Source organism: Streptomyces sp. LS1784, from assembly GCF_020103755.1.
In the GTDB taxonomy this organism is placed as follows: Bacteria; Actinomycetota; Actinomycetes; order Streptomycetales; family Streptomycetaceae; genus Kitasatospora.
The window spans coordinates 1-17,483 of the sequence record NZ_JAHSQD010000126.1; the positions used below are offsets into that span (position 1 = coordinate 1).

Annotated in this window: 13 protein-coding genes and 2 pseudogenes; 5 read left to right on the forward strand and 10 right to left on the reverse strand. The window is 71.0% G+C overall.

What is annotated here, in order from left to right:
- The 7 genes and pseudogenes from KS423_RS17075 to KS423_RS17105 form a co-directional block, all read right to left on the reverse strand.
- Positions 1-237, reverse strand: a pseudogene (locus KS423_RS17075) (hypothetical protein); the annotation flags it as partial.
- A 347-nt stretch (positions 238-584) separates the two neighbouring features.
- Positions 585-1,979, reverse strand: a complete 1,395-nt coding sequence (locus KS423_RS17080; RefSeq protein ID WP_224280155.1) for an FAD-binding oxidoreductase — start codon at positions 1,977-1,979, stop codon at positions 585-587.
- 63 nt (positions 1,980-2,042) lie between these two features.
- Positions 2,043-2,846: an ABC transporter permease gene (locus tag KS423_RS17085; RefSeq protein WP_224280157.1), complete on the reverse strand. Its 804-nt coding sequence runs from the start codon at positions 2,844-2,846 to the stop codon at positions 2,043-2,045.
- Positions 2,846-3,790: an ABC transporter permease gene (locus KS423_RS17090; RefSeq protein WP_224280159.1), complete on the reverse strand. Its 945-nt coding sequence runs from the start codon at positions 3,788-3,790 to the stop codon at positions 2,846-2,848. The genes KS423_RS17085 and KS423_RS17090 overlap by 1 nt, the downstream gene beginning before the upstream one ends.
- Positions 3,787-4,929, reverse strand: coding sequence for an ABC transporter ATP-binding protein (locus KS423_RS17095; protein ID WP_224280162.1), 1,143 nt, complete (start codon positions 4,927-4,929; stop codon positions 3,787-3,789). The genes KS423_RS17090 and KS423_RS17095 overlap by 4 nt, the downstream gene beginning before the upstream one ends.
- Before the next feature lie 41 nt (positions 4,930-4,970).
- A complete protein-coding gene (locus KS423_RS17100) occupies positions 4,971-6,221 on the reverse strand; it encodes a spermidine/putrescine ABC transporter substrate-binding protein (RefSeq protein ID WP_224280164.1) in 1,251 nt (416 codons plus the stop codon).
- Between the two features lie 55 nt (positions 6,222-6,276).
- The gene (locus KS423_RS17105; protein ID WP_224280188.1) at positions 6,277-7,788 is read right to left on the reverse strand and encodes a gamma-aminobutyraldehyde dehydrogenase; all 1,512 of its coding nucleotides are present in this window, start codon (positions 7,786-7,788) and stop codon (positions 6,277-6,279) included.
- Positions 7,789-8,039: 251 nt separating this feature from the next.
- On the opposite strand from KS423_RS17105, the gene KS423_RS17110 reads away from it, so the two are divergent.
- Positions 8,040-9,692: a PucR family transcriptional regulator ligand-binding domain-containing protein gene (locus KS423_RS17110; RefSeq protein WP_224280190.1), complete on the forward strand. Its 1,653-nt coding sequence runs from the start codon at positions 8,040-8,042 to the stop codon at positions 9,690-9,692.
- Positions 9,693-9,702: 10 nt separating this feature from the next.
- On the opposite strand, the gene KS423_RS17115 is transcribed toward KS423_RS17110, so the two are convergent.
- From KS423_RS17115 to KS423_RS17125, 3 genes are all read right to left on the reverse strand, one after another.
- Positions 9,703-10,905 (reverse strand): spermidine/putrescine ABC transporter substrate-binding protein, encoded by a 1,203-nt coding sequence (locus tag KS423_RS17115; RefSeq protein ID WP_224280192.1) that lies wholly within the window; start codon positions 10,903-10,905, stop codon positions 9,703-9,705.
- An 87-nt stretch (positions 10,906-10,992) separates the two neighbouring features.
- Positions 10,993-12,351: an aspartate aminotransferase family protein gene (locus KS423_RS17120; RefSeq protein ID WP_224280194.1), complete on the reverse strand. Its 1,359-nt coding sequence runs from the start codon at positions 12,349-12,351 to the stop codon at positions 10,993-10,995.
- Positions 12,352-12,655: 304 nt separating this feature from the next.
- The gene (locus tag KS423_RS17125; RefSeq protein ID WP_224280196.1) at positions 12,656-14,131 is read right to left on the reverse strand and encodes a gamma-aminobutyraldehyde dehydrogenase; all 1,476 of its coding nucleotides are present in this window, start codon (positions 14,129-14,131) and stop codon (positions 12,656-12,658) included.
- Between the two features lie 268 nt (positions 14,132-14,399).
- Here KS423_RS17125 and KS423_RS17130 point away from each other — a divergent pair, with 268 nt between their 5' ends.
- From KS423_RS17130 to KS423_RS17145, 4 genes and pseudogenes are all read left to right on the forward strand, one after another.
- Complete coding sequence (locus tag KS423_RS17130; protein ID WP_030243538.1) at positions 14,400-14,873, forward strand: Lrp/AsnC family transcriptional regulator; 474 nt, start codon at positions 14,400-14,402, stop codon at positions 14,871-14,873.
- The gene (locus KS423_RS17135) at positions 14,870-16,264 is read left to right on the forward strand and encodes an aspartate aminotransferase family protein (RefSeq protein ID WP_196946910.1); all 1,395 of its coding nucleotides are present in this window, start codon (positions 14,870-14,872) and stop codon (positions 16,262-16,264) included. Before KS423_RS17130 ends, KS423_RS17135 begins: the two co-directional genes overlap by 4 nt.
- A 223-nt stretch (positions 16,265-16,487) precedes the next feature.
- On the forward strand, positions 16,488-17,243 hold the full coding sequence (locus KS423_RS17140; protein ID WP_224280198.1) for an ABC transporter ATP-binding protein: 756 nt from the start codon (positions 16,488-16,490) through the stop codon (positions 17,241-17,243).
- A 27-nt stretch (positions 17,244-17,270) separates the two neighbouring features.
- Positions 17,271-17,483: pseudogene (locus KS423_RS17145) on the forward strand (hypothetical protein); the annotation flags it as partial.

Consider the following 17,483-nt stretch of genomic DNA (forward strand, 5'->3'; position numbering starts at 1 on the left):
GCCCGCCGCCCGGTACGCCTCGCCCAGCGCGACGGCCACCTCCGGCAGGTCGGCGCCGCCGGTCGCCAGGGTCAACCCGTCCTGTGGGCAGGCCGCGACGCCGTGGGCCCGCAGCGCGTGCCCGCCGGCCAGCGCGAGGCCGTACCGGTCGCAGACGGGTGCGGCCAAGACGGCCAGGCGCAGCTGGGCGGGGCCCGGACGGAGGGACGCGTCGACGGCGTGCGGGACGGTGGTCACGCCTCCCAGTCTGACGCGACCGCCCGCTCCGCGCGCCGTCACCGCCGAGCGCCCCGGGCGGCCCTCACGTGCCACCGGTTGCCCGGCCACCCGTGCTCACCGGCCGCTGAGCCTCGCCGCCGCCTCGTGCAGGGCCGGCTCCAACAGCACCGGGTCGTTGAGCCGCCCGGAACCGTCGGACGGGACCGGGCCGGTGCAGTCCGACGGTCTCCGTGCCGTATCCCCGCTTCGTGCCGTTCGTACTGTTCGAAGACGGCGGGAAGAGCGAGACCCGCCGTCACCGGGGAGAGGCGGACGGCGGGTCCTGATCACACGACTGCGGTCATCCGACCGACGGCGGCCGCGCTTCAGCTGTCGAAGCCCAGCCCCAGCCGGTCGAGGGTACGCAGCCAGAGGTTGCGGTGGCCGCCGTTGCGGTCCGCGCGCTCCAGCGACCGGGTGGTGAGTTCGATCCCGGCCCAGCGCACCGGCTCGGGCGGGAACGGCAGCGGCTTGCTGCGCACCATGTCCAGCGAGGTGCGCTCGGTGCGCTCGCCGGCGAGCAGGTCGAGCATCACCTCGGCGCCGAAGCGGGTCGCGCCGACGCCGAGCCCGGTGTAGCCGACCGCGTACGCGACCTTGCCCCGGTACCCGGTGTCGAAGAACGCCGAGAACCGGCTGCAGGTGTCGATCGCGCCGCCCCAGGCGTGGGTGAAGCGCAGGCCCTCCAGCTGCGGGAAGCAGCGGAAGAAGTGGTTGGCCAGGGTGCGGAAGGTTTCCGGCCGCTGGTCGTACTCGTGCCGCACGTGGCCGCCGAAGTGGTAGACCGCGTCGTAGCCGCCCCAGAGGATCCGGTTGTCGGCGGAGAGCCGGAAGTAGTGGAACTTGTTGGCGCTGTCGCCGAGGCCCTGCCGCCCGCGCCAGCCGATCGAGGCGAGTTGCTCGTCGCTGAGCGGCTCGGTCATCAGTGCGTAGTCGTACACCGGGACGATGTACGGGCGGACCCGCTTGAGCAGCGACGGGAACACGTTGGTGCCGAGCGCGACCTTGCGGGCGAAGACCCGGCCGTACGGGGTGCGGACGGCCATGCCGCTGCCGCGCTCCCGCAGGTCGGTGGCCCGGGTGTGCTCGAAGATCCGCACGCCCTGGCTCAGGCAGGCGTCCTTCAGGCCCCAGGCGAGCTTGGCGGGGTGGACCATCGCCACGCCCTCCTTGTCCCAGAGGCCGCCGAGGAAGGTCGGCGAGTTCACCTCGGCACGCAGCTGGTCGGCGTCCAGGACGGTGATGTCGAAGCCGTACCGGGCGACCGCCTCGGCGATCTCGTGGAGCTCCTCGACCTGGTGGGGCTGGGTGGCGACGTCGATCTCGCCGGTGCGCTCCCACTCGGCGTCGATGCCGTAGCGCTTGAGGGTGGCCTCGATGCCGTCGAGGTTGGCGGCACCGAGGCGTTCCAACTGGGCCAGTTCGGACGGCCAGCGGTCCAGGCCGTTGCCGAAGCCGTGGGTGAGGCTGGCCGCGCAGAATCCGCCGTTGCGCCCGGACGCGGCCCACCCGACCTCGTTGCCCTCGACCAGCACGACATCCAGCGAGGGGTCGCGCTCCTTGGCGATGAGGGCGGTCCACAGGCCGGAGTAGCCGCCGCCGACGACCAGCAGGTCGCAGGTGGTGTCGCCGACCAGGGCGGGCAGCGCCGCCGGCCGACCGGGATCCTCCAGCCAGAAGGGGGTGGGCCTGGCGTCACTGAGTGCGCGGGCGGAGTCCATGCATTATCAGCCACTTTCTACGAATAGATGACGGTTTCACGTGCCACCGCTGTCGACCGTACGTCAGGCGGTGGCCTTCCGGCGGTTGCCCAGCCACTGGCCGACGACGGTCAGCACGACGGCGGCGAGGAACATCGCGGTGCCGATGACGTTCACCTGCACCGGGATGCCGCGCTGCGAGGCGCCCCAGACGAACATCGGGAAGGTGACCGTGGTCGGGCCCGAGTTGAACTGGGTGATGATGAAGTCGTCGAAGGAGAGCGCGAAGCTGAGCAGCGCGCCCGCCGCGATGCCGGGCGCCGCCAGCGGCAGGGTGACCCTCAGGAAGGTCTGGGTGGGGGTCGCGTAGAGGTCCTGGGCGGCCTGTTCGAGCCTCGGGTCCATGCTCATCACGCGCGCCTTGACCGCCGTCACCACGAAGCTGAGGCAGAACATGATGTGCGCGATGAGGATGGTGGTGAAGCCGAACGGGATGCGCATGTTCAGGAAGAGCGTCCCGAGCGAGGCGGCCATGACCACCTCGGGCATGGCCATCGGCAGGAAGATCATCGCGGTGGTGGCCGAGCGGCCGCGGAACCGGTAGCGGGCCAGCGCGAAGGCGACCATGGTGCCGAGCACGGTGGCGCCGATGGTGGCGAGCACCGCGATCTGCAGGCTGAGCGAGAGTGACTGGCACATGTCGGCCACGCCGCAGGGGTTGGTCCAGGCGTCGGTGGAGAACTCGTTCCACTCGTAGTTGAACTTGCCCACCGGCTTGTTGAACGAGAAGGCGAGCACGACCAGGTTGGGCAGCACCAGGTAGGCGAGGGCCAGCAGGCCGGCCAGCACCACCAGGTGGGCTCGGATCCACTTGAACATCCGGGACATCAGACCAGATCCTCCGTCCCGGCCTTGCGCATGTAGACCGTCACCATGCCCAGGATCAGGGCCATCAGGATGAAGCTCAGCGCGGCCGCCGTGGGGTAGTCGAGCACGTTCAGGAACTGCTTCTGGATGCCGTTGCCGACCATCTGCTCGCTCGGCGAGCCCAGCAGCTGGGCGTTGATGTAGTCGCCGGAGGCCGGGATGAAGGTCAGCAGGGTGCCCGCCACCACGCCCGGCAGCGAGATCGGGAAGGTGACCTTGCGGAAGGTGGTGAACGGCCGGGCGTAGAGGTCGCCGGCCGCCTCGTGCAGGCGCGGGTCGATCCGCTCCAGCGAGGTGTACAGCGGCAGGATCATGAACGGCAGGAAGTTGTAGGTCAGGCCGCAGACCACCGCGAGCGGCGTGGCCAGCACCCGGTCGCCGTCGGTGAGGCCGAGCAGGTTGGTGACGTCCAGGACGTGCAGCGCGTTCAGCGCGCCGACCACCGGGCCGCCGTCGGACAGGATGGTCTTCCAGGCCAGCGTGCGGATCAGGAAGCTGGTGAAGAACGGCGCGATGACCAGGATCAGGATGACGTTGCGCCAGCGCTTGCTCGCCTTGAAGGCGATCGTGTACGCGAGCGGGTAGCCGACGGCCAGGCAGAGCACGGTGGCGACGGCCGCGTAGGAGAACGAGCGGAGGAAGTGCCACTTGTACTCGACCAGGGCGTCCCAGTAGGTCGAGAGGTGCCAGGTGACCTTGAAGCCCTCTTCGAGCGAGCCGGTCTGCAACGAGGTCGACCCCTGGTAGACCATCGGCACGGCGAAGAAGACGACCAGCCAGGCGATGCCGGGCAGCAGCAGCCAGTACGGGGTGAGCTTGCGCCTCGTCTTCGCGGGCGTCCCGGCCGGGGTGCTGCCGTCGGGGGGTATGGCCTGCGGCGGCGCGGCCGTGGCGGTGGTGGTCATGCGGCCTCCTCCGCGGTGCCGGCGTCGATCGCCTGCGCGGCGTCCAGGGCGAAGGAGTGCGCCGGGTTCCAGTGCAGCAGCACGGCGGCGCCGGGGACGATCCGGGCGTCGCGCTCCATGTTCTGCTCGAAGACGGTGACCTCCTGGCCGCCGTCGGTGCGCACCACGTACTGGGTGGAGACGCCGATGAAGCTGGAGTCGAGCACCGTGCCGGCCAGCCGGTTGCGGCCGTCGGCGACCTGCTCGGAGGCGTGCGTGATGGTGATCTTCTCCGGGCGCACGCCGAGGTGGACGCGCTTGGAGTCGGTGGCGCAGCGCGCCTTCGGCACCGCGAGCCGGGCGCCGGCCGCGCTGAGCAGCAGGTCGCCGCCCTCGGTGCCGGTGACCTCGGCGGGCAGCAGGTTGGACTGGCCGAGGAAGTTGGCCACGAAGGTGGTGGCGGGGTTCTCGTACAGCTCGGCGGGGGCACCCAGCTGCTCGACCCGGCCGCCGTTCATCACCGCGATGGTGTCGGCCATGGTCATGGCCTCCTCCTGGTCGTGGGTGACGTGCACGAAGGTGATGCCGACCTCGGTCTGGATCCGCTTGAGCTCCAGCTGCATCTGGCGGCGGAGCTTGAGGTCGAGCGCGCCGAGCGGCTCGTCCAGGAGCAGCACCTGCGGGTGGTTGATCAGCGCGCGGGCGACCGCGACGCGCTGCTGCTGGCCGCCGGAGAGCTGGTGCGGCTTGCGCCGGGCGTACTGGCCGAGTTCGACCAGCTCCAGCATCTCGTCGACCTGCTTCTTGACGTCCTTCCTGCCGCGCCGGCGCAGGCCGAAGGCGACGTTCTCGAAGATGTCCAGGTGCGGGAAGAGCGCGTAGCTCTGGAAGACGGTGTTCACCGGCCGCTTGTACGGGGGCAGGGCGGTGACGTCCTGGCCGCCGATCAGGACGGTGCCGGTGGTGGGCTCCTCCAGACCGGCGATCATGCGCAGGGTGGTGGTCTTGCCGCAGCCGGAGGCGCCGAGCAGGGCGAAGAACGATCCCTGCGGGACGGTCAGGTCGAGCGGGTGGACGGCGGTGAAGGAGCCGTAGGTCTTGCCGATGCCGGTGAGCCGGACGTCGCCGCCGACGGCCGCGTCGCGCTGCTGGTCTGTCATGGGGTGGTGTCTTCCTGGGTTTCTCTGCCGGGAGTTGGAGGTCAGGCGCCGATCAGCTTGGAGAACTTCTGCTCGAAGTCGCTCTCCTCGCTCTCGGAGAGCGTGCGGAACACGTGCGCCTTGACCGCCATCTCGGGGGTGGGTACGACCAGCGGGTTGGCCGCGGTGTCCGGGGCGATGCCGGCGAGCTCGTCCTTCATCCCGGTGACGGCGGAGACGAAACCGATGCCCGCGACCAGCTGCGCCGCGATCTTCGGCTGATAGTAGAAGTCAATCAACTTCTCCGCGTTCGCCTTGTGCTGCGCCTTGGCCGGGACCAGCATGTTGTCGGTCGAGGCGATGTAGCCCCTCTCCGGGATGACGAACTCGATGTCCGGGTTGTCGGCGCGCAGTTGGATCAGGTCGCCGCCCCAGGCGATGCAGGCCGCGATGTCGCCGGCGGAGAGCTCCTGGCCGTAGTCGTTGCCGGTGAAGCGGCGGATCTGCTTGCTGTCGACGGCCTTCTGCAGCCGGGCGACCGCGCCGTCGTAGTCGTCGGCGGTGAACCTCGCGGTGTCCTTGCCCTGGTCCAGCAGGACCATCCCGATGCTGTCGCGCATCTCGGAGAGGAAGGTGACCCGGCCCTTGAGGTCCGGATCGTCCAGCAGCTGGGAGACGCTGGTGACCTCCTTCCCCCTGGTCGCCTTCTTGTTGTACGCGACGACGGTCTGGATGCCGGCCCACGGGTAGGAGTACAGCCGCCCCGGGTCCCAGTCCGGAGCGCGGAAGCGCGCCTCGATGTTGGTGATCGCGGTGGTGACGTTCGCCGGGTTGAGCTTCTGCGCCCAGCCGAGCCGGATCAGCCGGGCGGCCATCCAGTCGGTGAGCACCATCAGGTCGCGGCCGGTGTCCTGGCCGGAGGCGAGCTGCGGCTTGACCTTGCCGAAGAACTCGACGTTGTCGTTGACGTCCTCGTTGTACTTGACCTTGATGCCGGTGGCCTCGGTGAAGGCGTCCAGCGTGCCGTGCTTCTCCTTGTCCTTCTCGTCCGTGTCCACGTACAGCGGCCAGTTGGAGAAGTTGACCTCCTTCTGCGTCTCGGAGAGGTCCTTGGCGGCGTTCGCGGTCGAGTCGCCGGTCGCCCGGGGGGCCGCCGGGATGCCGCAGGCGGCCAGGGTGCCCGCTCCGGCGCTCAGCGCGGCGGCGCGCAGCAGGGTGCGGCGGCCGAGTGCGGCCCGGCCGTTGGCCAGGCTGCGTTCCCAGGCCCTTCGGACCGGTTCGGGCAGACCGTCGGTGAGCTCGTTGAACGCCATGGAACGGGCCTCCTGGGGGGAGATGGGGTGTGGGGGCACCCGCTGGAGCCGGGGATTATCTGTCTCCGAAGACGGTGCGGTGCCAGTCCTTGCGGGCCACCGCGGTGGTGTCGAACATGACGTGCTTGACCTGGGTGTACTCGTCCAGCGAGTACTGGGACATGTCCTTGCCGTAGCCGGACGCCTTGTAACCGCCGTGCGGCATCTCGCTGATGATCGGGATGTGGTCGTTGACCCAGACGCAGCCGGCCGCGATCTCCCGGGTGGCGCGCAGCGAGCGGTGCACGTTGCTCGTCCACGCGGAGGCGGCCAGGCCGTACGGGGTGTCGTTGGCCAGCCGCAGGCCCTCGTCGTCGCCGTCGAAGGGCAGCACGACCAGCACCGGGCCGAAGATCTCGCCCTGCACGACCTCGCTGTCCTGGGCCGCACCGGTGATCAGGGTGGGCTGGTAGTACGCGCCCCGGGTGAGGTCGGTGCCGTCGTGGCCCTTCTCCGGGGCCCGGCCGCCGGTGACCACGGTGGCGTACGAGCGGGTGCGCTCCACGAAGCCGGCCACCCGGTCCCGGTGGGCGTACGAGACCAGCGGGCCGAGGTCGGTGTGCGGGTTCAGCGGGTCGCCGATCCGGATCGCCGCGTACAGCTCGGCCACCCCGGCCACGAAGGCGTCGTACAGCGGGCGCTGGACGTAGGCGCGTGTGGCGGCGGTGCAGTCCTGGCCGCCGTTGATCAGCGAGGCCGCGACCGCTCCGTGCACCGCGGCGTCCAGGTCGGCATCGTCGAAGACCACGAACGGGGCCTTGCCCCCGAGCTCCAGGTGGGTGCGCTTGACGCTCGCGGTGGCGATCTCGGCGACCCGCTTGCCGACGCCGGTGGAGCCGGTGAAGGAGACCATCGCGACGTCCGGGTGCCCGACCAGGTGCTCGCCCGCGGTGCGCCCGGCGCCGGTGACCACGTTGACCACGCCGTCCGGGATGCCCGCGGCGGTGCAGGCCCGGGCGAACATCAGCGAGGTCAGCGGGGTCAGCTCGGCCGGCTTGAGCACGATGGTGTTGCCCGCGGCGATCGCCGGGAGGATCTTCCAGGCGGCCATCTGCAGCGGGTAGTTCCACGGCGAGATCGAGCCGACCACGCCGACCGCCTCGCGGCGCACGTACGAGGTGTGGTCGCCGGAGTACTCGCCGGCCGCCTTGCCCTCCAGGTTGCGGGCGGCGCCGGCGAAGAAGGCCGCGTTGTCGATGGTGCCGGGCACGTCGAACTCGGTGGCCAGCTTGACCGGCTTGCCGGTCTGCGCCGTCTCCACCCGGGCCAGGTCGTCGGCCGCCCCGGCCAGGACGGCGGCCAGCCGGGTGAGCGCCTCGGAGCGCGCGCCGGGGGTGGCCGAGGACCAGCCGGGCAGGGCCGCCTTCGCGGCGGCGACGGCGGTGTCCACGTCCTCGGTGGTGGCCAGCGCGACCTGCTCGACCACGCTGCCGTCGGCGGGGTTGACGACCTGGAAGGGTTCGCCGCTCCCCCGGGTCTGGCGGCCCGCGATGTACTGCGCGCCCGGGCCGAAGTCGGTCAGGTCCATCTGGTTCCTCCAAGTGCCGTGGTTCGACCGCTGCGGGGTCACGCGTCCGCGATGGGGGTCTGCGGTCCCGCTGACCTTGCCTGCTGCGGGGATGGGGTGACAAGGGTCACTTCGGCAATCTCGGCACGAAGGGCCTTACAGGGTGCAAGGCTGCGGGCAGGGCAACAGGTCGTCGGGGGGATGGATGATTTACCTGACACCCTGATCACCCCGGAGCCCCCGCTCTGGTCCCACGGCCCCGGAGGCCCGCGATGCTCCCCACCGTCGCCCGAGTCCTCGACCTGGACGTGATGCGGCGCGGCCTGCCCCAGGTGGTGGCCGGCGCCGACCACCTGGAGCGGCCGATCCGCTGGGTCCACGTCAGCGAGCTGCCCGACGTCGCCGGGATGCTCCGCGGCGGCGAGCTGGTGCTGACCACCGGCATCGCCCTGCCCGAGGACCGCGAGGGCCTGGCCCGCTACGTGCGCGAGCTGGACGAGGTCGGGGTGGCCGGCCTGGTCGTCGAGTTCGGGCGGCGCTACTTCGACTCGCTCCCCCGCGCCCTGGTCAACGCCGCCGAGCAGCGCGGGCTGCCGCTGATCACCCTCCGCCGCGAGCTGCGCTTCGTCGCCGTCACCGAAGCCGTGCACGCCCTGGTGGTCAACGCCCAGCTGGAGCAGCTGAGGGCCTCCGAGTCGGTCCACCAGGTCTTCAACGAGCTGGTGGTGGAGGGCGCCGAGCCGCCCGAGGTGATCCGCCAGGTGGCCCGGATGGCCGGTGCCCCGGTCGTCCTGGAGAACCTGGCCCACCAGGTGCTCGCCCACGACACCGCCGGGCGCCCGGAAGCCGAGGTACTGGAGGACTGGGAGCGCCGCTCGCGCGGCGTCCGTCCGACCGGGCGCACCGGCCACGATCCGCGCAGCGGCTGGCTGGTCACCACCGTCGGCGCCCGCGGCCAGGACTGGGGCCGACTGGTGCTGGTGCAGGAGCCCGGCCCGCTGCCCGAGGGCGAGGCCCACCCGCACACCATGCTGCTGGAGCGCGGCGCCTCCGCGCTGGCGCTCAACCGGCTGGTGGTGCGCGACCGGGAGAGCCTGGAGCGGCAGACCCACCGCACCCTGCTGTCCGGCATCCTCACCCACGCGCTGACCGTCTCCGAGGCCGCCCTGCGCGCCCAGGCCCTCGGCGTCCCGCTGGAGGGCCGCCGGCTGGTCGGCGTGGTGCTGCGGCAGCGGCGCGGGCCGATCCCGGCCGCACTGGAGGCGCAGGCCCGGCTGCGCGACTTCACCGAGCTGGCCGCCGGCGCGGCCCGGGCCTGCCGGCTGTCCGCCCTGGTCGGCGCGCTCGACGACGAGGCCGTCGGCCTGCTGATCGCGCTCGGCGCCCAGCAGGACGAACACTCCGCGCTGGACGCCCTCTCGGCCACGCTGCGCCGGATGTCGGCCGAGGCCGGACGGGAGGGCGGCGACCCGTCGGGCCCGGTGGTCGCGGTCGGCTCCTCGGTCGGCTCGGTGCGCGACGCCCGGCGCACCCTTCTGGAGGCCACCCAGGTCGCCGACGCCGCCCTGCACGACGCGCCCGGCGGCCGCAGCTCCTCCTACTACCGGCTGCCGGACGTCCGACTGCGCGGCCTGCTCCACCTGCTGCGCGACGACGCCCGGCTGCAGACGTACGTGGAGCGGGAGCTGGGCCCGCTACTGGCCCACGACGCCGAGCACAACGGCCAGTTGGTGCAGATGCTGCGGATCTACCTGGAGCAGGGCCGGAACAAGTCGGCCGCGGCGGACGCCGCGCACCTGTCCCGGCCGTCCTTCTACGACCGGCTGCACAAGGTCGAGCGGATCCTCGGCGTCGACCTCGACCAGGTGGAGTCCTGCCTCTCCCTGCACGTGGCACTGCTCGCCCTGGACGCCGTCCGGCGCTGAGCCCTGCACGTCACACCCCGGTGATGCGCCCCCAGACCTTGTGCAGCTCGGGCCGCTCGGCCGAGGTGACGTCGCGCATGGTGTGCAGCCGGGCGCGCATCTCGTCGGTCGGGAACACCAGCGGGTTCTCGGCGAGTTCGGCCTTCTCCTTGTCGCCGCCGGCCGCCAGCACCTCGCGGGCCGCCGGCACCGGGCAGATGTACTGGACGAACGTGGCGAGTTCGGCGGCCACCTCGGGCTGGTAGTAGTAGTCGATCAGCAGCTCGGCGTTGCGCTTGTGGGCGGCCCGGTTGGGGATCATCAGGCTCTCCGCCCACAGCTCGCCGCCCTCCTCGGGCACCACGAACTCGATGTCCGGGTTCTCGGCGGTCAGCTGGACGGCGTCGCCGGAGTAGGCCTGGCAGGCGAGCGCCGCACCGGAGGCGAGGTCGCTGGTGTAGTCGTTGCCGGTGAAGCGCCGGACGTGGCCGCTGTCGACCGCCTTCTGCACCAGGTCCATCGCCTTGCGCGCGTCGTCGTCGCCGAACGTCGCGATGTCCGCGCCCTGGGAGAGCATCAGCAGCCCGAGCGCCTCGTCCAGCCCGGCGAACAGCGTGACCCGGCCCTTGAGGTCGGGCGCCCACAGGTCGGCGGTGGACCTGATCTCCCGGCCGAGCGCCTTGCGGTTGTAGGCGATGCCGGTGATCCCGGACTGCCACGGCACGCTGCGCTTGCGCCCGGGGTCGAAGGCCGGGTCGGCGAGCTGCGGGTCCAGGTTGGCCGTGACGTTGGGCAGGTTGGCCCGGTCCATGGCCTGCACCCAGCCCAGCGAGACGTACCGCCCGGCCATCCAGTCGCTGATCACCATCAGGTCCCGGCCGGGGGCGGCGCCCTGGGTGAGCACCGGGCTGATCTTGCCGAAGAACTCGTCGTTGTCGTTGATGTCCTCGGTGTAGGTGACCGCGATCCCGGTCTGCTCGCTGAAGGCGTCCAGGGTCGGCCGCCCGCCCGCGTCGTCGGTGTCGATGTACTGCGTCCAGTTGGAGAACGTGAGCCGCTTGTCGCTCTCCGAGCGGTCCGGCGCCGAACGGCGGTCCTCTGCCACGTACGCGGACGGGATGCCGCAGCCGGTCAGCGTGCCGGCTCCGAGCAGCGCGGCCCCACCGAGCACGGAACGCCTGCGCAGGGAAGGGGGGTTGAAGGGACGGCGGGTCAGAGTGGTGCTGCTGGGCATGCAGGGGCCTTCCGGAGCGTGGAACGGCCCCGGACACACGCACGGGTGCCCGGGGCCATCCTGGTCGGTACGTCGTCCTGGCAGGTGTCAGACAGTGTGCGCGTCGGTGAGCGACAGCACCTCGTCCAGCACCGCGAGGCCGGTCTTGGCCTCCTCCTCGGTGACGGTGCACGGCGGGACGACGTGGAAGCGGTTCATGTTGACGAACGGCCAGAGCCCGCGCTGCTTGCAGGCGGCGGCCAGAGCGGCCATCGGAGCGTTGTCGGCGCCGACCGCGTTGTAGGGCACCAGCGGCTCGCGGGTCTCCCGGTTCTTCACCAGGTCGAGCGCCCAGAACACGCCGAGGCCGCGGACCTCGCCGATCGACGGGTGCCGCTCGGCCAGCTCGCGCAGGCCGGGGCCGAGCACGTTCTCGCCGATGTGCCTGGCGTTCTCGACGATGCCCTCCTCCGCCATGGTGTTGATGGTCGCCACCGCGGAGGCGCAGGCCAGCGGGTGGCCGGAGTAGGTGAGCCCGCCGGGGAAGGCCCGCTCGGCGAAGGTGGCCGCGATCTCGGCGCTGATCGCCACGCCGCCCAGCGGCACGTAGCCCGAGTTGACGCCCTTGGCGAAGGTGAGCAGGTCCGGGGTGACGCCCCAGTGGTCGGCGGCGAACCACTCGCCGGTGCGGCCGAAGCCGGCCATCACCTCGTCCAGGATGAACACGATCCCGTAGCGGTCGCAGATCTCCCGCACCCCGGCCAGGTAGCCCGCCGGCGGGACCAGGATGCCCGCGGTGCCGACCACGGTCTCCAGGATGACCGCCGCGACGGTGCCGGGCCCCTCGAACGCGATCACCTGCTCCAGGTGCTCCAGCGCGCGCTCGCACTCCTGCGCCTCGTTCTCGGCGTGGAAGTTGGAGCGGTAGGCGTACGGCCCCCAGAAGTGCACCACGCCGGAGACACCGGTCTCGTTGGCCCAGCGCCGCGGGTCGCCGGTGAGGGCGATCGCGTTGGCGGTGGCACCGTGGTACGAGCGGTAGGTGGACAGCACCTTCTGCCGGCCGGTGTGCAGCCGGGCCAGCCGGATGGCGTTCTCGTTGGCCTCGGCACCGCCGTTGGTAAAGAAGATCTTGTCCAGGTCACCGGGGGTGCGCTCGGCGATCAGCCGGGCGGCCTCGCTGCGCGACTCGACCGCGAAGCCGGGGGCGATGGTGCAGAGCTTCGCCGCCTGCTCCTGGATCGCGGCGACCACCTTCGGGTGCTGGTGGCCGATGTTGGTGTTGACCAGCTGCGAGGAGAAGTCGAGGTAGCGGTTGCCGTCGTAGTCCCAGAAGTACGAGCCCTCGGCGCCGGCCACCGCGAGGGGGTCGATCAGCGCCTGGGCGGACCACGAGTGGAAGACGTGCGCGCGGTCGGCGGCCTTGACGGCCTGGCCTGCGGCTGAGTCAGCGGTGGGGATGCTCATGCCGGTAAGGCTAAGGCGGCCCGTCCCCGAAGGGGCAGTTCCATCGTGTCAGCCGGTCGCGCCAACCGTCGACAGGATGCAAAGACGCAGGGCCCGGGTCGAGAAGACCCGGGCCCATGGTCGGTTCAGCCGGTGATCAATCGATCAGACGGCCGTCGTACCGCGCTCGAACGCCATGACGCGCTCAGATCGCGGTCATACTGCGTTCGACGGCCACGACCCGCTCAGATCGCGGTCATACTGCGCTCGACGGCCACGACCCGCTCAGATCGCGGTCATACTGCGCTCGACGGCCACGACCCGCTCAGATCGCGGTCATGACGTGCTTCACGCGGGTGTAGTCCTCGAAGCCGTACGCCGACAGGTCCTTGCCGTAGCCGGACTTCTTGAAGCCGCCGTGCGGCATCTCGGCGACCAGCGGGATGTGGGTGTTGATCCAGACGCAGCCGAAGTCCAGGCGGCGCGACATCCGCATGGCGCGGGCGTGGTCCTTGGTCCACACCGAGGAGGCCAGCGCGTACTCGACGCCGTTGGCGTACTCGACGGCCTGGTCCTCGTCGGTGAACTTCTGCACGGTGATGACCGGGCCGAAGACCTCGTTCTGGACGATCTCGTCGTCCTGGTTCAGGCCGGAGACGACGGTCGGGGCGTAGAAGTAGCCCTTGTCGCCGACCCGGTGGCCACCGGCCTCGACCTTGGCGTGGGCGGGCAGCCGCTCGATGAAGCCGGAGACCTGCTGCAGCTGGTTGGCGTTGTTCAGCGGGCCGTACAGCACGTCCTCGTCGTCCACGCCGCCGGTCTTGGTCTCGGCCGCGGCCTTGGCCAGCGCCTCGACGAAGGCGTCGTGGATCGACTCGTGCACCAGCACGCGGGTGGCGGCGGTGCAGTCCTGGCCGGCGTTGAAGTAGCCCGCCACCGAGATGCCCTCGACGGCCTCGGCGATGTCGGCGTCCTCGAAGACCACGACCGGGGCCTTGCCGCCCAGCTCCAGGTGGACGCGCTTGACGTCCTTGGAGGCGGACTCGGCGACCGAGATGCCGGCGCGCACCGAACCGGTGATGGAGGCCATCGCCGGGGTCTTGTGCTCGACCATCAGCTTGCCGGTCTCGCGGTCGCCGCAGATGACGTTGAAGACGCCGGCCGGCAGCTCCAGCTCCTTGAGGACACCGCCGATGATCTCGGCCAGCAGCACGGTGGAGGCCGGGGTGGTGTCGGAGGGCTTCAGCACGACGGTGTTGCCCGCGGCGATGGCCGGGGCGAACTTCCAGACGGCCATCATCATCGGGTAGTTCCACGGCGCGACCTGGGCACAGACGCCGACCGGCTCGCGGCGGATGATCGAGGTCATCCCGTCCATGTACTCACCGGCGGCCTTGCCCTCCAGCAGGCGGGCGGCACCGGCGAAGAACCGGATCTGGTCCACCATCGGGCCGATCTCCTCGGAGAGGGTCAGCGCCCGGGGCTTGCCGGTGTTGCGCACCTCGACGTCGACGATCTCGTCGGCGCGGGCCTCGACCGCGTCGGCGATCTTGAGCAGCAGCTTCTGCCGGGTGCTCGGGGTGGCGTCGCGCCAGATCGGGAACGCGGCGGCAGCGGAGGCCATGGCCGCGTCCACGTCAGCGGCACCGGACAGCGGCGACGTCGCGTAGGCCTCGCCGGTGGTCGGGTCGACGATGTCGAGCGTGCGGCCGTCGGCCGCGTCGACGAACTCACCGTTGATGTAGTTGCGCAGCGCGCGAAGGTCGCTCACGGGTCTCTCCTCGGTCTGGGCCTGCGGCATTGCAGATTCCGGCGCCATGGTACGTCGGCGGATCCGGCATACGAAGGGTGCCGAGTGGCCACGTCCGGAGCGGCGCGGTCCACCGCTGGCGGTATGTGCGCCGACCCTCGGGGTCGCGCGCGTACCGTGCCAGGGTAGCCGCACGACTGCTGGTATCGACAGGGCGAGTGCGCTTGAGCGATGAAATCCGCATACGTCTTCCAAGATCACGACGAAATCAGCAGTTTCCTCGCTTGCGAACACGGGAACGATCAGGCACAGTGGCCGCGTGGCCAACCGCGACCGGAACGCCAGCGTTCCCCTCGACGCCGCCTCCAAGGCGATCATCGAGCAGCTCCAGGAGGACGGGCGCCGCCCGTACGCCGCCATCGGCAAGGCCGTCGGCCTGTCCGAGGCGGCCGTGCGGCAGCGCGTCCAGAAGCTGCTCGACCAGGGCGTGATGCAGATCGTCGCCGTCACGGACCCGCTCACCGTCGGCTTCACCCGCCAGGCGATGGTCGGTATCCGGGTCGAGGGTGACATCGAGCCCGTCGCCGACGCGCTGGCCGCCCTCGACGAGGTCGACTACGTGGTCTGCACCGCAGGCTCGTTCGACCTCCTGGCCGAACTGGTCTGCGAGGACGACGAGCACCTGCTCGAACTGATCAACAAGCGCATCCGCGCGCTTCCCGGCGTGCGGAGCACCGAGAGCTTCGTTTACCTGAAGCTCCGGAAACAGACCTACACCTGGGGCACCCGATGACAGCCGACCCGGCGCAGAAGGACCTTTCCAAGACCGCCTACGACCACCTGTGGATGCACTTCACCCGCATGTCGTCGTACGAGAACTCCCCCGTGCCGACGATCGTCAAGGGCGAGGGCACCTACGTCTGGGACGACAAGGGACGCAAGTACCTCGACGGCCTCGCCGGCCTGTTCGTCGTCCAGGCCGGCCACGGCCGTGAGGAGCTCGCCGAGGCCGCCGCCAAGCAGGCCAAGGAGCTCGCCTTCTTCCCGGTGTGGAGCTACGCCCACCCGAAGGCCGTCGAGCTGGCCGAGCGCCTGGCCAACTACGCCCCGGGCGACCTGAACAAGGTCTTCTTCTCCACCGGTGGCGGCGAGGCCGTCGAGACCGCCTGGAAGCTCGCCAAGCAGTACTTCAAGCTGACCGGCAAGCCGACCAAGTACAAGGTCATCTCGCGCGCCGTCGCCTACCACGGCACCCCGCAGGGCGCCCTGTCCATCACCGGCCTGCCGGGCCTGAAGGCCCCGTTCGAGCCGCTGGTGCCGGGCACCCACAAGGCCCCGAACACCAACATCTACCGCGCCCCGGCCTTCCTTGAGGGCCCCGACGGCACGGTCGACCCCGAGGCCTACGGCCGCTGGTGCGCCGACGAGATCGAGGTGGCCATCCTCAACGAGGGCGCCGAGACCGTCGCCGCCGTCTTCGTCGAGCCGGTGCAGAACGCCGGTGGCTGCTTCCCGCCGCCGCCCGGGTACTTCCAGCGCCTGCGCGAGATCTGCGACCGCCACGACGTGCTGCTGGTCTCGGACGAGGTCATCTGCGCCTTCGGCCGCCTCGGCACCATGTTCGGCGCCGACAAGTTCGGCTACCAGCCCGACATGATCACCTGCGCCAAGGGCATGACCTCGGGCTACTCCCCGATCGGCGCCACGATCATCTCGGACCGCCTCGCCGAGCCGTTCTACAAGGGTGACAACACCTTCCTGCACGGCTACACCTTCGGTGGCCACCCGGTCTCCTCCGCGGTGGCGCTGGCCAACCTCGACATCTTCGAGCGCGAGGGCCTGAACCAGCACGTGCTCGACAACGAGGCCGCGTTCCTGGGCACCCTGGACAAGCTGCGCGACCTGCCGATCGTCGGCGACGTCCGCGGCAACGGGTACTTCTACGGCATCGAGCTCGTGAAGGACAAGGTCACCAAGGAGTCGTTCAACGACGAAGAGGTCGAGCGCGTCCTCTACGGCTTCCTCTCGAAGGCCCTCTTCGACAACGGCCTGTACTGCCGCGCCGACGACCGTGGCGACCCGGTCATCCAGCTGGCCCCGCCGCTGATCTCCGACCAGTCGACCTTCGACGAGATCGAGCAGATCCTGCGGACCAGCCTCACCGACGCGTGGGCGAAGATCTGATCCCCTGAGCCTTCTTCCCCACCCTCCGCCGAAGGGCGGTCCCGCTCCCGCGGGACCGCCCTTCGGCGTTCCCCCGCCCGCCCAACATCACAGTCGTACGACCAAACATGCCTGAATGCGGGTGATTTGCCCGTGATGGACCAGTGCGCCGCAACCGCGCCCCGCCCCGGGCGTTCTAATCTGACGACTGTCATATCCCTGCGGCCACCCAGGATGGATCCTCATGTCAGCGGCACCGCCTGACAACGACGTGCTGTGGGCCCGGGAGATCGTCAAGTCCCATGACGGCACCCCCGCCCTGCGCGGCATCTCGATCGGCGTCCGCGAGGGTGAGGTGCTCGCCGTCACCGGCCCGCGCGGCTCCGGCAAGAGCACCCTGCTCGGCTGCCTCTCCGCTCAACTCCCGGTCGACGAGGGCGAGGTCTGGTTCAACAGCGCCCCCGTGCACACCCTCGCCCGGGCCGGCCGCGAACGGCTGCGGCGCGACCGCTTCGGCTTCGTCGGCTCCGAGCCCCACCTGGTGCCCGAACTGACCGCCCGGGAGAACGTCGCCCTGCCGCTGCTGCTCGCCGGGGCCGGCAACAAGGCCGCCTACACCGCCGCCGACGAGTGGCTGGAACGCCTCGACGTCGGCGACTGCGCCCGGCAGCGCCCCGAGCAGCTGGTCCAGAGCCGGCGTCAGCGGGTCGCCGTCGCCCGCGCCCTCGCCCCGCTGCCGCCCGTCGTCTTCGCCGACGACCCCACCGCCCCACTGCACCGCGAGGCCGCCGACCAGGTCATGCGGATACTGGCCAGCGCGGCCCGATCCCACCAGCTCACCCTCGTCCTGGCCACCCACGACCCCGAGCTCGTCCGGTTCGCGGACCGCGCCGTCACCCTCCTCGACGGACGGCTCACCGCCCCCGCCGCCCCCGTCCCCCGCAGCACCTCCGCCCCCGGGGCCCCCGGAGCGCCCGCCGTCACGGCCACCCACCGCTGACGACGCCGAGCCGCTGAAAGAGTCGACGTGTTCTATCTCCGTCTGGCCCGGGGCTACCGGGTGCCCGACCTCGGCCGCTGGCTGCTCACGGCGCTGGCCGCCGCCGTGGTCGCCGCCTTCCTGCTGCGCTCCCTCGGCCGGGCGGTGAGCGACCCGACCGGCGGCGCCGACCCGCTGGTCCGGCTGCTCTGGTGCCTGCCCCCGCTCGCCGCCGTCGCCTGGTTCGCGGCCGTCGCCGCC